The organism is Shimazuella sp. NTD248, assembly GCF_059510395.1.
Genome location: NZ_JCAJZT010000005.1, coordinates 46813 through 61247 on the forward strand (window position 1 = coordinate 46813; position 14435 = coordinate 61247).

Consider the following 14435-nt stretch of genomic DNA (forward strand, 5'->3'; position numbering starts at 1 on the left):
TAACGTTACAATTGAAGTTAGGAGCGAACTACAGTATGGCAATGATTTCCCATCGCCTTCAAAGTCAATCGAAAACTTTATTCTTAGGTATGTTTGCTCTATTGTTTGCGGTTACGCTAGTATTCTATCCCGAAATTGCATTTAAAGCCTCTTTGCGAGGGTTAAAAATATGGTGGGATGTCGTTTTTCCTGCGATGCTACCCTTCTTTATTACTGCAGAGCTCATGATGGGATTCGGGGTTGTCCACTTGTTAGGTGTATTTTTTGAACCTTTTATGCGTCCCTTATTTCGTGTACCTGGTTCTGGTGGATTTGTTATGGCTGTTGCCCTCATCTCAGGAAACCCGATGGGAGCCAAGCTCACTACTCGACTCAGAGAACAAAACTTAATCACAAAAGAAGAAGGAGAACGTCTTGTCTCTTTTGCTTGTACCGCAGGACCACTATTTATTTTTGGAGCAATTGCAATCGGTTTTTTTGAAAATCCTTCAGTGGGTATGATCCTAGCAGTAGTTCATTATGTAAGTTGTTTCATTGTTGCCTTCCTTATGCGATTTCACGCAAGAGAAAAACAGCTTACACCCTCAGCTAATCACGGTGGCAAACGCTTCATCAGAGCTTTTGCCGCCATGCATCATGCTAGAATAGAAGATGGAAGACCGATTGGTCAAATGCTTGGTGAGGCAGTTACTTCTGCTGTACAGACACTACTCATGATCGGTGGTTTTGTTATTATCTTTTCTGTTTTGATTCATGTTTTTACGTATGTTGGAATTACAGCATTATTAGCCTCCATTTTACAACCAATCCTTCAATTGCTTCATCTTTCTGATATACTATCCATTCCCTTAGTTGCCGGAATACTGGAGATGACCATTGGTTCTCAAATGATCAGCGAGTACAGCCCAAACGTTTCACTGCTTATACAACTCGCACTCGTCAGTTTTTTTCTCGGCTGGAATGGTCTGTCTATTCATGCACAAGTTGCAAGTGTGCTGAGTAAAAGTGATATTCGCTATCGTCCGTATTTCTTTGCGAGAATACTGCATGCTGTACTAGCTTTTTTCTTGACTTTCGCTTTTTGGAAATTATTCAAACCCAAATTACAAGCCATTGCACCCACTTGGACAACTGGGATCACTCACAATCCTATGCACTGGTGGGTTTACTTGCAAGTTTTTTCTCTTGTTGTCTTGTCCTTCTGGCTGTTCTATTTGCTGAAACGGATACGAAAACAACAAGACCATTTTCCGGTTTAAACGACATCTGCTTTTTCTCTTAAAGCCGTTACTACATGAGGAGGTACCAAATCCGTTACATCTCCTCCATATTTGGCAATTTCTTTTACACTTCCTGAACTGATGAAGGAGTGCATGTTATTGGTCATCAAAAAAATTGTCTCCACGTCATTAGCTAGTTTTCGATTGATAGAAGCAACTTGAAGTTCATACTCAAAATCCGAAATGGCACGTAAACCTCTAAGTATGACATGAATATCTTTATCTCGTAAATAGTCTACCAATAACCCCTCGAAACTATCTACTTCAACTGGTACACCATAATCAGTTTGACTGATGGCTTCCGTGATCATTTGTTTTCTTTCTTCTACACTAAAGAGAGGTTGTTTGGCTGAATTGATCAGTACTGCTACGATCACTTTATCAAATATTTTAGCCCCTCTTTTTAATATATCGAGATGACCATAAGTGATCGGATCAAAACTACCTGGATATACAGCTACCTTCACGCTGATGTTTCTCCCTTCTGTTTCAACAATGTAATAATAGTATCTCCATAAGAGAGTTCTCTAGAAGTAACAAAGCTACTATCAGATGAAAGAATCGATAAAGTATGCGGATGTTCCACCACCAACAATCCTGCCTGCGATAAAAGTGATTTTTCTTGTATCAAAGAAAGAACTGGTTGCAAAAGTTTTTCATGATAAGGTGGGTCCAAGAAAATCAGATCAAATTGCAATGATTTTGTCGCAAAATACTTTAAAACACTTCTCGCATCTCTTCTTAAAAATACAGCCTGTTCGGATAATCCGCAATGCACCGCATTTTCTCTGGCAATTCGTAAACTAACGTCAGATTGATCTACAAAATAAACTTGATCCATACCCCTGCTTATTGCTTCTAGTCCAAGGGAACCCGTCCCAGTAAATAAATCTAATCCTTTTCCACCATCAAAAAAGGGACCAATTACCGAAAAGAGCGATTCCTTCACTCGATCAGTCGTTGGCCTGACATGGTTTCCAGGTACCATTTTTAATCGTATTCCTTTTGCACTTCCTGCTATAATTCGCATAACTTTAGCACCTTCAACTTTTTTTCTCTTGATAAAAATATCAAATTGTTGAATAAACAAGCAAGCTATGGCAACAATAAATAAAGACAGTACCCATTAAGGTCTGTCTAACCGCGGAGAAGACTTACGTTTCCCCATAAGCTCTTCCTCCGGTTTCTCCTCTCCCATTTCGTATTTTCCCATATGGTGAAAATACCATGGACTCGCGAAAAGCTCGCGAGTCATTTTTTTTGCATTACTACTCCATTATACTAAATATAAGCTTTGTGAAAACAGACACAAGTGGAATAAACAAAAAAGATCAACTACTCCTTCAGCAGTTGACCATCTCCCCTTAATCTCCCTGTGCCATCCTTTTCTTTCTCTGACGTTCATAAAGATAGTAAATAACAAAATAGGAAGCGATACCCAAGATACAACCAAATATAGTCTGACCAATTAAAATGTGCAGACCCCCACGAAAAATATCCTTGACCACACGAAAATCACCCTGTAATAACTGGTGGTAGATATGATGAAACTTGACTACATGGTCTTCATATGGGGTTGGATAGATAAGCTCTCCTATTTTTTTGGAGAAAGGAAGCAAAATCACTGGCAAAAAAGACAATTTACCAATTACATTTCCGATGATAGAGGCTGGAAATGATCCTCCGCATAGGCGAACGATTGGATAAAACAGAATATAAATCAAGGAAGCGGTAGGTAAAACAATCATTTCCAATCCAAATCCCAATGCAAAGCCTAAAGAAACTTTCTTTCCTCCTTCAGGCGACCGTAACAACTTGAGGTAATTGTAGCGGATTGCACGTGGAATTTGTAAAAACCAATTTGGTATTTTCTTTTTTTTCTTTTCGCTCATCCAATAACAACCCTTTATATCATACCCTTGTATTGTTTTTCATGTTTACCATTATGGTTATGCTGGCAATACATTCATAAGAATAACATGTTTTTTCCATCCGTACACTTCACATATTTTAACGTTGCATGAACCATATTTCTAACAAAGATTTGAATATAGTACCCCTGTTTTTGCAAAAGATACTACAAATCACACCTTTTCAATTCAATTATAAATAATATTATACTTCTCATGCAATCTCTATCGCGTTATGATGAACTTGTTTATCATAACTTAGGAGGAAATTTCCATGTTATTCATTGACAATCGTAATATTACTGACCCAAAAATTAATTTAGCAATTGAAGAATATGTATTGGAGCACTTAAAGATAGATCAGGAAAGTTATTTACTCTTTTATATCAATGAACCATCCATCATTATCGGAAAACATCAAAATACAGTCGAAGAAATTCATGTCGATTATGTACGAGAACATGGAATTCATGTCGTACGACGACTTTCAGGTGGTGGAGCAGTATATCATGATTTAGGAAATTTGAGTTTTAGCTTCTTAACCAAAGATGATGGTAAGAGCTTTGCAAACTTCCGTAAATTTACCGAGCCTGTTATACAAGCACTTCAAAAATTAGGAGTCCATGCAGAACTAAGTGGTCGAAACGATATTATAGTGGAGGGCAAAAAAGTATCCGGAAACGCCCAATTCTCTCGGCGTGGACGCATGTTTAGTCATGGAACATTAATGCTCGATGTCGACCTAGACCAAGTAAGCAAAGCGCTCCATGTAAAACAAGACAAAATACAGTCTAAAGGGATCAAATCCGTGCGTAGTCGAGTAGCGAATATCTCCGAATTTCTCGACAGACCCCTTACAATGAAACAATTTCGTGACGCCTTGTTAAATTCTATATTCGAAGGTAACTATCCAATACCAGAATATATCCTCACAGATTCCGATTGGACAAAAATCCATCAAATATCTAAAGACCGTTATCAAAATTGGGATTGGAACTTTGGAGAGTCTCCTGTATTTAATGTTCAACAATCCAAACGTTTTCCCATCGGTTCTATTGATGTACGCTTAAATGTCGGTGAACGGGGAGTAATAAAAAATTGTAAAATCTATGGTGACTTTTTTGGTGTTGGAGATGTAAGTGATGTAGAAAAAAGATTAGAAGGTATCCGATATGACCGTGCTGATTTAGAACAAGCATTACAAAATGTAGAAGTAAAGCATTACTTTGGTAATATCAGCAAAGCAGATTTCTTAGACCTAATCTACTAATAACAATACACAAAAAGGAAGCGAACGAAAAGTTACGCTTCCTTTTTTTTATACTTGCTTGCGTAAAAACATCGCTTCAAAAGAGGATATGACCCCTTCAACAACTAACAAATCGATCAATCTATTAGATAGTTCTCGATATTGTGGAGTAGTTTGTATATAATCCAACTCTTTTGGCGTGAAAAACTTGTAAGGCAACGCTGAAGCAAAACGCATTAAACCAGACGTCCCTTGGGTTTTACGAAGATGTTTTGCCTCTTGTACCACATTTTTTATTTTTTTGGATGTTACTGCCTTTCGACCAACCAAGTGATTGATGGAATCCGAAATCTCTTGATATTCTCGCTCTCTACTCAAAAATTGTCCACCTCCAGTAAAACAATCTTTTTCTAGTCTATTCCACATGTCGTTAAAGTGGATAAACAAATTGACCAAATCGAATACAAAATAAAGATTGAACATTTTATGGAATTTTAATTACAATAAGGGAAAGAAGGGAGTGAAAATATGCGCTTTTCTTTTTATTCGATTATCGCCTTTTTCATCGCTTTGTTTACTATTTTAATACCCTCTACCAGTCATGCAGCCACCCTTGACTTTAACAAAATTAAGATGTCCCTTCAAGCTAAAAAGGAAACATTAAACCAAGTCTACAAATGGAATAACAATCTTCCCATCGAACGCATACAAAAAGAAGCTGCTGTAAAACACGTAAAAATTAAAGACGCACATATGCAGTCCTTATTTGTAGCCGGCAATGCCATCGGTGAACCTGGAGATATTTTAGTGACACTAGATGGCACAAGCGCAGGATTTGAATGGGCTGGTGGGCACACAGGTATCGTATCCGATGTACCTGGCTATGTAGTTGAATCTTTTGGTAACAAATCCATCGGATTAAACGGCGTACGGCATTGGGTGAACGATTGGAAAACAAGATACAAAAAAGTAAAAGCTTTGTGGGTAGAAGGTGCTGCTTCAAAAGATTACAAGTATGTAGCTGCCTACAACCGAGAACAAATCGGCAAAGGGTACAATTACAATTTTTTCAATATTACCACTACAGCGCGATTCTACTGTTCTCAGTTGGTATGGAGGGCATGGTATAACCGAGGATGGGATCTCAACTATGGAGGCTATGCCGTTTGGCCTGTTGATCTCATTAAAAGCCCCTATACGATCCCCTACTACTCACAAGGTTAAGCCATCAGGTTATTTTCTATGTTTTATAGAAAATAACCTGTTTTACAGAAGGAGATGGATATGTGAGACTCCGGTATTTTCTACATTTTCTTTGCATCAGCATTCTGATAACAAGCTGCACCGTTTCCTCCTTGCCAAGTACCCATACATTCGGGGCCATCTACACAAATGCCACTATACCTGACAGTGCTTTTGTCCTTTTCGACCAAAATGGAGATAAGGATGATGAATTTGAAATACCCGCAATGGGCATTTTTCAAATCGTAAATAATGGATCAGGAAATTTATTTTTCCCAGTTCAATATGAAAATAAAATTTATTCGCTAACCCTTGCAAATAATGAATTAAAAGAAGCAAAGAGTCACCTTTATCCTATTTATATGAAACAAACAGGAAACTTTCGTGTCACCACTTTTAATTCAGCACTACAAGCTGGCACAGTGGAGTGGCAGGAAGGAAAAACAAGCCGATCGACAATAGTATCAGGCTTTCCGCGAATCGCAACCTTTGACCAAACTTATATTTATGTCTTTGCTACGATTATAGAACAAAGAAAGCCTGTCCTTTATATAATAAACCGTGATTCTGCAAAAATTACTGCGACGATACCAATCAAAATTGACCAAGCAAATGACATGCAAATCATCGATCATCACTTATTTATTACCTCTGTCGCCAATCAAAAACAAATCGCAATTTTCGATTGCAAAACAAAGAAAATCACCTATCAAACTTTGCCTGACTCACGACCCGAATATATTGTTACAACGTCACGGTACTTGCTCATCTCATTTCAAAACAGTAAAAAATTGACGAAGATCGATCGGAAAACATATCGAATCCTCGAACAAATTGAACTTCCACAACCTGTTTTCAAACTAAAACAAAAAGCCAATGAATTATATGTGCTATCTCAAATCCCAGCAAATGGACAAGGATTGGTTGGAGTGTATGATATCTCAAATTGGAAATTGAAAAAAAAGTACCTTCTTCCAACGATTCGAGATACTACTGTCCAAGATATCGTCGTTTTCTAATTTTAATCCCTCCTGCAATTGGAGGATCTTTTTTTTGCTGTTTGGGATATTTGTCACGTATTTCTTGACTAGTCATATGTTACAAGGGAATCACCATTTAGGAAGGAGTACATCGCTGTGACAACACGTTACATGGATTACAAAAGCCCAGATGTACAATATTTTTCTGATGTCAATCAAAATCGATTTTTCACGCTCAATAATTGCAATTTTATAAATAAATTAGGTAGAGATGAATTAACCACATTAGGAAATGTTTCCTTGCTGGATATTTTTTTAAGCAAAAACCGTGTAGTAGAACCACATTATCATCAAAATGCTGCGGAATTGGTCTATTGTATTTCAGGTTCGGCGCTCGTTTCTCTTATCAATCCTTTTACCAATAAAAAATCAGACATTCCGATTACTCCAGGTCAAGTTGCAAATATTCCTCAAGGTTGGTGGCACTGGGAGGTAGCCACAACAGACGGAACTCATCTACTTGCCATCTTTGATGCACCTTATCCAGAGTATATTGCGGGTTCTGATATTTTAACCAAGACGCCAACTGAAGTTTTTGCTCATACGTATTGTTTAGATCCAAAACTGCTAAAAAAAGCACTAGCTCCATTAAAAAATCAAATGCCTCTCATCGGACCAACGGATGAGTGTGTAGGTGAATCATGTTTCGAAACACAAAATTCCCAAGTTTCACAAACAAAAAAATACAAACGATCCAAGCAGGATAGTTATGAAAATAACCCCTACAATGGATTTTGGTATTAATAGTAAAAAACCAGCTTATCGACTGGATAGCCTACAAGCTGGTTTTTTTATTTATATTTTCGATACATACGGTGTGATATCAACACCCAATGCTTTAGCCAATCTTTCTCCATATTCCTTATCTGCTCGATAAAAATTGCAAATTGCTAGTAATTTAGTACGTTCATCTACATCTGACAAATCATTCGTCAAATTGTGTATCAGATTATTTTTTTCTTCTGCTGAAAAGGAATGATACAATTCACCAGCTTGCCGGAAATTAAGTGTTTGGGATATGGGCTTCCTACCAGCTGCACCAGTAAGTGGTGTTTCACTCTCTACATCATTACTGCCTGTTTCTTTTGGCGTATCATCATATCTATTTGGTTCATAGTTAATGGTGGATATATCCGTACGTGCCTGCATATTTCCATCTACCTGGTAATTGTTCACTTTTGTAGCATATGGGCAATTGATTGGCAATTGCAAATAATTTGGCCCGATCCGATGACGTTGGGTATCTGGATAAGAGAACAATCGACCTTGCAATAGTTTATCTGCAGAGGGTTCAATACCAGGAACCAATGCACTAGGTGAGAAAGCAGATTGCTCTACTTCTGCAAAGAAGTTTTTTGGATTTCGGTTTAGAGTCATACGACCAACTAATTGCAGAGGGTATTCTTCTTCTGACCACACTTTAGTTGGATCTAAGGGATCGAATTCGAATTTATCAATAAAAGCATCTTCGTCTGCTATGGGGAAGACTTGAACGTATAAATCCCACTCTGGAAAATCGCCCTTTTCAATATGATCAAATAAATCTCTTGTGGCATGGTTAAAGTCCTGACCTTGAACTACTTGAGCTTCACTCGCAGACAAATTCCTCACTTGTTGTAAAGGTTTCCAATGATATTTGACATAGAAGCGCTCGTTTTGTGTATTTACCCATTGGAAGGTATGGACACCAAAGCCATTCATCTGACGATAGTTGGCAGGGGTCCCGTAGTCAGAAAATACCCATGTAAGCATATGTGTAGACTCAGGAGATAGAGTCATAAAGTCCCAGTAACGATCTGGATCTTGTATGTTGGTATCTGGTGCGGGTTTTAGGGAATGCACCATGTCAGGAAATTTTATCGCATCACGGATAAAGAAAACCGGCAAATGGTTTCCGACCAAATCATAGTTACCTTCTTCTGTGTAAAATTTTGTTGCAAATCCCCGTGGATCACGAGCTGTTTCTGGAGAACCAGCTGGATGAATCACCGTAGAAAAACGAACAAATACAGGAGTTTCTTTACCTTTCTTTTGTAAAAATGCAGCTTTTGTATATTTCTCCATACTATTATGGACGGTAAAAACACCATGCACCCCTGCACCTCGTGCATGAACAACACGCTCAGGTACTCTTTCTCGATCAAAATGTGCCAACTTTTCTAATAAATGATAATCTTCTAACAGTGTAGGACCTCGTTGCCCAGCGGTACGTGAATTTTGATTATCTCCTACTGGAGAACCTTGATTAGTTGTTAAGCGTTCACTCATATAAGTAGATGCTCCTATCTGTAATTGATTATCTTTCCTATATAATAATAATTATAAAATGATATTTATTTCAAGTCTTTTTTCGATTTCATTTAGAGAAATTTGTATCAAACAAAATGAATATTTTTCCTGACTAAGGGGAGAGTAATTATATCAATCTGATGGAGGAATGTTCGATGCAAACACCACAAAATGGATTCCAAAATGAAAGACCACAACAAAACATGCAGACTGGCTCTGTTACCTATAACCACGGTGGTCATGAACTAAATGATGTACATGAAATACTAGGCGGTATGATCGGTGCATTGGAACAATATGCAATGTTCCGTGGTCAACTGAAAAATCAAGAATTAGTTCAAATCGCCAACAATCAATATCAATTTATTCTTGATGAATACAATATGCTTGTGCAAGCATTTTCGACAGGACAAGATCCAGCTCATGGAACCAATAGATATCAAATGGTTAATCAAAACAATGAGTCTATTGTTTATGGATTAAAACCATCTCCTACCCCTAAACAACCCAAACAACCTAATGCCATCGATGATGCTTGTATTTCAGGATTTATGCTCAATTTGGTAAAAGGGTTGGCTTCCTCGAAAGCTATGGCTGCAACAGAAGTAACCAACCCTGTCGTCCGCAGAGTCATTGCAGATGGCGTTCCAAATGCAATCGAAATGACCTATGAACTCTTCCTTTGGAGAAATAAAAATGGACATTACCAAGTTCCTCAATATGATCAGCAAACAACAAATGCATTAGTTCATGCATTTGCACCTGCCACTCCTGCTATGCATTAATAATTAAAGGCGATCCATGAGGATCGCCTTTTTTGTATTTATGGTAATATTCTCCCTATTATGCTTTCATTAATCGAATAGGGAAACTTTTTAACGCTTGACCGATTACTGAATCTGTTAAATGCTCTGTAAGCTTAAATCCTTCTACCTTTTGTATATTCGCAATCCGTTTCACGAATGTCGTTAAAGCAATATTGGCTTCCATTCTGGCGAGGGGGGCGCCTAAACAAAAATGGGGACCTGCTCCAAATGTGAGATGACGTTGGTTTCCTTGGCGGTGGATATCAAACTCTTCGGCATGACCAAATTGAGCTTCGTCTCGATTTGCGGAGCCAATCCATGCTACTATTGCTTGTCCTTCCTTCATCTCATGCCCAAAAACATTCGTGTCTATCGCTACCTTTCGATCCATAGTAGCTGGAAAACGGAAGCGGAGCACTTCTTCAATCATGTTAGGAACCAGTGATAGGTCAGCTCTCAGTTCTTGATAAATGCCTGGTTGGTCAAACAATAGTGAATAGAATACATTGGAAATAAGCGTAGTTGTCGTTTCATTACCTGCGCCTAGCAATCCAATGCTCGACATGACCACTTCTTCAACCGTTAGTTGTTCTCCCTCTAGCTCTGCTTTTGTCAAATCCGAGATAATGTCATCTACAGGATGTTTTCGTTTTTCTTGGACAATCGGATGCAAGTATTCTTGGAATTCCTTCATAGCCTTACCTTTTTCTTGGGCAATATCACTGTATGCCTCTTTGTTATAGGGGAGAAAGAGAACATCCGACCAAGCCTTAATTATACCCCTATCTTTAGAAGGAACACCTAACAATTCTGCGATTACCGTAACTGGTAAAGGAATCGCTAATTTCTGCACAATATCCACTGTAGACTCGCCTTCCATCTCTTCGACTAACTCATCCACAATAGCTTGTATTCTAGGTTCCCATTGTTTCAAATTTCTTGGCATAAATGCTTGAGACTGAAGAGCTCGTCGTTTCCGATGTTCAGGAGGGTCTACTAAGTTGATATTACTTCGGTTATCCATCTTCCGTGGAATAGGAATTAAACTTCGTACTTTTTTATTGGAAAATAACTGGTGATCAAAAAGCACAGTCTTCACATGATCATATAAAAATACATTCCAAACATCCTGCTCTGCATCATAAAAAACGGCATTATTCTCTCTCATCTGTTGGTACCAACCAAAAGGTTCCCATTGTTCTTCTTTTGAATTAAACTTTGATATTTCTTGTAAAAGAATAGTTTGATTTGATGAACTCATGACAAACGCCCCTTATATGTTAAATTAACATATTCACTCATGTGTTAATTTATCACATCTGGAAGCAAAATGAAATGAATTCACTAAAAAATCAAAAAAAGGGACTTCTATCACGCAAAGAGGAATTGTGTATATAGAAAACCACCAACTCATAAAGAAGTTGGTGGTTTTCGTTAAGGAAAAGAAATTCCTAATAAAGCTGCAAAAAAATGATATATCATCGGGCTTATATGTTGAAAAACAGGAGTGAGTACAAATTCCCCGAGTGGCGTTATCCACAGAATAACGAAGACAAGTAATCCATAATGTTCGTATTGCTGCATTTTTAATCGAATACTCGGACTTACCAATTCTTCTATGATCCGGTACCCGTCCAGTGGAGGAAACGGAAAAAGATTAAACAGAAACAATACGAGGTTGAGCTGAACCACTACATCAATCAATCGAAATAATACCTCTGCAATGGCTACGTTACTCTCCAATACTCCCAATAGCAAAAATATTTTTAAAATACTCATAAACACAAAAACAAGTAACAAATTACTAACTGGACCTGCTAAAGCTACACATACTCCTGCTATCCTTGGAGACTTAAAATAAAATCGATTAACCGGAACTGGTTTGGCCCAACCAAACCCCATTAAAAAAATCAGAATCGTCCCCACCGGGTCAATATGTGCAAGTGGATTTAAAGTTAATCTCCCTTCATTTTTTGCAGTTGGGTCACCAAATCGATAAGCAGTATAGGCGTGAGCTAATTCATGTATGGTAAATGCCAGCAATAAGGCGACTACTACGTAAGGGATATCCGCAAGCGGATAGGCGAAAAAAGACGAAAAATCCAATAAGTTCTCTCCTTTGTTATGCTTCCTGTCTAGATATCATTTCTTTCTCGTTTTTGTTTTGAAGCATCACTGCAAAAATGTAGAACAAAAAAGTAAATTGCACAATTATGGCCATGATCGAGAAAACAAGCAGACTCCCACCTTGCTCAAAAAATGTTCCTCCTAAAAAACTACCAAAGAAAAAGCCTAAGTAAGAAAAATTGGTTAACCCCAGGTATGTCCCTTTCATAGGACCGCCTAAATCAGCTACTTTTTGACGCCAGAGTGGGAAAAAGGCGATTTCTCCAATCGTATAAAACAAGACACCTACATAATATAAAGGTTCGTAAGGAAATGCAAAGCAGAGTAAAGAAAGACTAACAAACAGACACATGATAAACACAACGACAGAAGGTCTCCATTTAGAAGCCCAATTCATAATTGGCACTGCTAGGACAATAACTAACAAGGAATTTTCTACGTTTAAAAATGCATAGGTATGCATCTGATTTTGCTCATTTAATGCAATAGGAATGGTAGAGTCCAATTGAATATATCCTACCATATAGCAAATACCTGAAAATAGTAGAAGTAGTAACACACGGTCTTTGGAAATAATCCGCAATACCTCTGCCAAGGAGGGATTAGGTTGCGTTTGATCTGTCTGCTCTTCCTTCTCTTGTTTCACTTGAGGAATAAATCTATCTACGACAATTAGTACTAGAAATACAAGTCCCATATACGTAAACCAATTTTGTTCTACATATTTTCCAGTATATGCACCAGCCGCAGTCCCAATAATCGCTCCCCAATTCAAAATAATATATTGGAAGCGATTTATGTTACTTTGCTGATCAGTTGGAACAGAAGCAAACATTCGAGATAATATGACAACCTCAACCGTGCTTCGGCAAAATCCATTGAGTATTGCCAAACACATCAATATCCAAAAAGACTGGGTAAATCCATATCCAACAAACGATACCGACCATAGGATGAGAATGACCACATATACACGCTTTGAACCAAATTTATCGACCAAATATCCTACTAATGGCCCCCCAAAGGCACCAATAATCCATCCAATTCCTAAAATCCATCCAACTTCAGACTCATCATATCCTATCTTCCCCAAATAAATGATGGACAGAGGAAGCATCATAAAAGTAATAAAACGTGTAAGAAAGTTTACCCCAGCAAGATACCAAACTCCTGCTGGGTATGGGGGAAAAAATCTTTTTATGCCCATCACTCTCTTCCTCCAATATTATTCAGATTTTTCCCAAACACACGCTTGTTGGAACCAATTATTGGCTTCTATCAGCCTTTCTTTTAATTGATCTTCTGTATCCGCCTCAACAATCATATAGGCTATATGTTGAGAACTATAGGCAACTCCATCAAAATTAGTCCCTAACTTAATATTTAAACGATATTGGACGATCCAAGGAAAAGGCGCCTCTATTGGAGCATCTACCAGTGTCCCTTTTTGGGGAATAGGCACAACATGACCCGCCAATCTTTTTAAGCTCACAGCTGATGATGTTTTTTCTTTCCCACAAAAAGCTCGGGTTAATGCTTTTGTAATATGAAAATCATACGCGACATCTATCATATCCACAATTCTCGCTCCGCCAGGTCGACTAGCAATTTCACAAAATACTAAACGATCGTCAGGGGTATGAAAGAATTCAGCATGAAAGATAAAACTATCAGCAGAACCAAGAGTATGAATTACTTTTTCTGTTTCTTCTATGAGTCGTTTACTAAGTGGACTGTCCGGGGGCAGTGTAAAACTACCAGCTATATCGTTTTGATCTAAGTATATCAATGAATCTTCTAAATACTTCGAGGCACAGATGAGAATCAGCTCATTGTCTTGAATATACCCATCGACATGATACATTTCGCCAGGTACATATGTTTCCAACAATAGATTATTTGTTGGTTGATGACTAGCAAACTGATACATCGTCATATCGGATGCTAATTTTTCCAAATCTTTTTCATTATGAATCACGCTTGTCCCCATTGATCCAGCACTGTCAGCAGGTTTTATGACTACAGGATAGTTATATTGATCGATAAAACGAACAGCATCTAGAGGATAATTCATTTCTTGAAAGTGAGGAATTTCTATTCTATCATTCTGTTGTAAAACTGATTTCATCTTTATTTTATTTCGATAGCGAAATGCATTATCATACGATTGACCCTTTATTCCCAAGCTCTCTCGTAATTTTGCAGCTCGCAAAAGATCAAATTCATGTAATGCGATAATGGTATCAAAATGATACTTCTCAAAAAGTTGTTTGGCTCTAAAATCTACCAGACCAGATTCATAATTAGGAAAAGACTCAAAATACAAAAAATGGTTACTTTCAAACTGTTCCCCCACTGACGAATGGGTAAGAAACAAAATTTCTTCCTGTACATCTTCTAGCCATTTTTTGTAAGGAAAAAACTCATAGCTGTTTTGATTAAGAATGAGTATGCTCATCTGCTTTCCCTGTCCTTTGGTTTTTGTGTTAGAA

The 14435-nt window shown here is 37.8% G+C and carries 15 protein-coding genes; 6 read left to right on the top strand and 9 right to left on the bottom strand.

Going from position 1 to position 14435, the window contains the following annotated elements; translation table 11 throughout:
* Positions 1-41: 41 nt before the first annotated feature.
* Complete coding sequence (ylbJ, locus tag AC5WOE_RS12280; protein WP_496049429.1) at positions 42-1259, top strand: sporulation integral membrane protein YlbJ; 1218 nt, start codon at positions 42-44, stop codon at positions 1257-1259.
* On the opposite strand, the gene coaD is transcribed toward ylbJ, so the two are convergent.
* The 3 genes from coaD to AC5WOE_RS12295 form a co-directional block, all read right to left on the bottom strand.
* The gene (coaD, locus tag AC5WOE_RS12285; RefSeq protein WP_496048855.1) at positions 1256-1747 is read right to left on the bottom strand and encodes a pantetheine-phosphate adenylyltransferase; all 492 of its coding nucleotides are present in this window, start codon (positions 1745-1747) and stop codon (positions 1256-1258) included. The genes ylbJ and coaD overlap by 4 nt on opposite strands.
* Positions 1744-2370 (bottom strand): 16S rRNA (guanine(966)-N(2))-methyltransferase RsmD, encoded by a 627-nt coding sequence (rsmD, locus tag AC5WOE_RS12290; RefSeq protein WP_496048856.1) that lies wholly within the window; start codon positions 2368-2370, stop codon positions 1744-1746. Before rsmD ends, coaD begins: the two co-directional genes overlap by 4 nt.
* 274 nt (positions 2371-2644) lie before the next feature.
* Positions 2645-3172, bottom strand: a complete 528-nt coding sequence (locus AC5WOE_RS12295) for a DUF2062 domain-containing protein (RefSeq protein ID WP_496048857.1) — start codon at positions 3170-3172, stop codon at positions 2645-2647.
* 292 nt (positions 3173-3464) lie between these two features.
* Between AC5WOE_RS12295 and lplA the strand changes: the two genes are divergently transcribed.
* The gene (lplA, locus tag AC5WOE_RS12300; RefSeq protein WP_496048858.1) at positions 3465-4460 is read left to right on the top strand and encodes a lipoate--protein ligase; all 996 of its coding nucleotides are present in this window, start codon (positions 3465-3467) and stop codon (positions 4458-4460) included.
* Positions 4461-4508: 48 nt separating this feature from the next.
* Here lplA and AC5WOE_RS12305 read toward each other — a convergent pair whose 3' ends face one another.
* Positions 4509-4817 (bottom strand): hypothetical protein, encoded by a 309-nt coding sequence (locus AC5WOE_RS12305; protein WP_496048859.1) that lies wholly within the window; start codon positions 4815-4817, stop codon positions 4509-4511.
* A gap of 150 nt (positions 4818-4967) precedes the next feature.
* On the opposite strand from AC5WOE_RS12305, the gene AC5WOE_RS12310 reads away from it, so the two are divergent.
* The 3 genes from AC5WOE_RS12310 to AC5WOE_RS12320 all read left to right on the top strand — a co-directional run bounded on the left by AC5WOE_RS12310 (position 4968) and on the right by AC5WOE_RS12320 (position 7465).
* Positions 4968-5663, top strand: coding sequence for a YiiX/YebB-like N1pC/P60 family cysteine hydrolase (locus AC5WOE_RS12310; RefSeq protein WP_496052691.1), 696 nt, complete (start codon positions 4968-4970; stop codon positions 5661-5663).
* Positions 5664-5725: 62 nt separating this feature from the next.
* Entirely contained in the window at positions 5726-6700 is a 975-nt protein-coding gene (locus tag AC5WOE_RS12315) for a hypothetical protein (protein WP_496052692.1), read from the top strand.
* A gap of 117 nt (positions 6701-6817) precedes the next feature.
* On the top strand, positions 6818-7465 hold the full coding sequence (locus AC5WOE_RS12320; protein ID WP_496052693.1) for a cupin domain-containing protein: 648 nt from the start codon (positions 6818-6820) through the stop codon (positions 7463-7465).
* 51 nt (positions 7466-7516) lie between these two features.
* Here AC5WOE_RS12320 and AC5WOE_RS12325 read toward each other — a convergent pair whose 3' ends face one another.
* Positions 7517-8989: a catalase gene (locus tag AC5WOE_RS12325; RefSeq protein WP_496052694.1), complete on the bottom strand. Its 1473-nt coding sequence runs from the start codon at positions 8987-8989 to the stop codon at positions 7517-7519.
* A gap of 176 nt (positions 8990-9165) precedes the next feature.
* On the opposite strand from AC5WOE_RS12325, the gene AC5WOE_RS12330 reads away from it, so the two are divergent.
* A complete protein-coding gene (locus tag AC5WOE_RS12330) occupies positions 9166-9795 on the top strand; it encodes a spore coat protein (RefSeq protein ID WP_496048864.1) in 630 nt (209 codons plus the stop codon).
* Between the two features lie 58 nt (positions 9796-9853).
* On the opposite strand, the gene AC5WOE_RS12335 is transcribed toward AC5WOE_RS12330, so the two are convergent.
* The 4 genes from AC5WOE_RS12335 to AC5WOE_RS12350 form a co-directional block, all read right to left on the bottom strand.
* Positions 9854-11077: a cytochrome P450 gene (locus AC5WOE_RS12335; protein ID WP_496052695.1), complete on the bottom strand. Its 1224-nt coding sequence runs from the start codon at positions 11075-11077 to the stop codon at positions 9854-9856.
* A 173-nt stretch (positions 11078-11250) separates the two neighbouring features.
* Complete coding sequence (locus tag AC5WOE_RS12340; RefSeq protein ID WP_496052696.1) at positions 11251-11922, bottom strand: site-2 protease family protein; 672 nt, start codon at positions 11920-11922, stop codon at positions 11251-11253.
* Positions 11923-11938: 16 nt separating this feature from the next.
* Positions 11939-13150: an MFS transporter gene (locus tag AC5WOE_RS12345; protein WP_496048867.1), complete on the bottom strand. Its 1212-nt coding sequence runs from the start codon at positions 13148-13150 to the stop codon at positions 11939-11941.
* Positions 13151-13168: 18 nt separating this feature from the next.
* Positions 13169-14401 carry an ATP-grasp domain-containing protein gene (locus AC5WOE_RS12350; RefSeq protein ID WP_496048868.1) on the bottom strand — a complete coding sequence of 411 codons (1233 nt, stop codon included), beginning with the start codon at positions 14399-14401 and terminating at the stop codon, positions 13169-13171.
* Positions 14402-14435: the final 34 nt, after the last annotated feature.

Bases quoted from the DNA above. Each gene is read 5' to 3' on its own strand.
- AC5WOE_RS12350 (WP_496048868.1), bottom strand. From the start codon at position 14,401: ATGAGCATACTCATTCTTAATCAAAACAGCTATGAGTTTTTTCCTTAC.
- AC5WOE_RS12310 (WP_496052691.1), top strand. From the start codon at position 4,968: ATGCGCTTTTCTTTTTATTCGATTATCGCCTTTTTCATCGCTTTGTTT.
- AC5WOE_RS12295 (WP_496048857.1), bottom strand. From the start codon at position 3,172: ATGAGCGAAAAGAAAAAAAAGAAAATACCAAATTGGTTTTTACAAATT.
- lplA (WP_496048858.1), top strand. From the start codon at position 3,465: ATGTTATTCATTGACAATCGTAATATTACTGACCCAAAAATTAATTTA.
- AC5WOE_RS12335 (WP_496052695.1), bottom strand. From the start codon at position 11,077: ATGAGTTCATCAAATCAAACTATTCTTTTACAAGAAATATCAAAGTTT.
- AC5WOE_RS12330 (WP_496048864.1), top strand. From the start codon at position 9,166: ATGCAAACACCACAAAATGGATTCCAAAATGAAAGACCACAACAAAAC.
- ylbJ (WP_496049429.1), top strand. From the start codon at position 42: ATGATTTCCCATCGCCTTCAAAGTCAATCGAAAACTTTATTCTTAGGT.
- AC5WOE_RS12345 (WP_496048867.1), bottom strand. From the start codon at position 13,150: ATGGGCATAAAAAGATTTTTTCCCCCATACCCAGCAGGAGTTTGGTAT.
- AC5WOE_RS12325 (WP_496052694.1), bottom strand. From the start codon at position 8,989: ATGAGTGAACGCTTAACAACTAATCAAGGTTCTCCAGTAGGAGATAAT.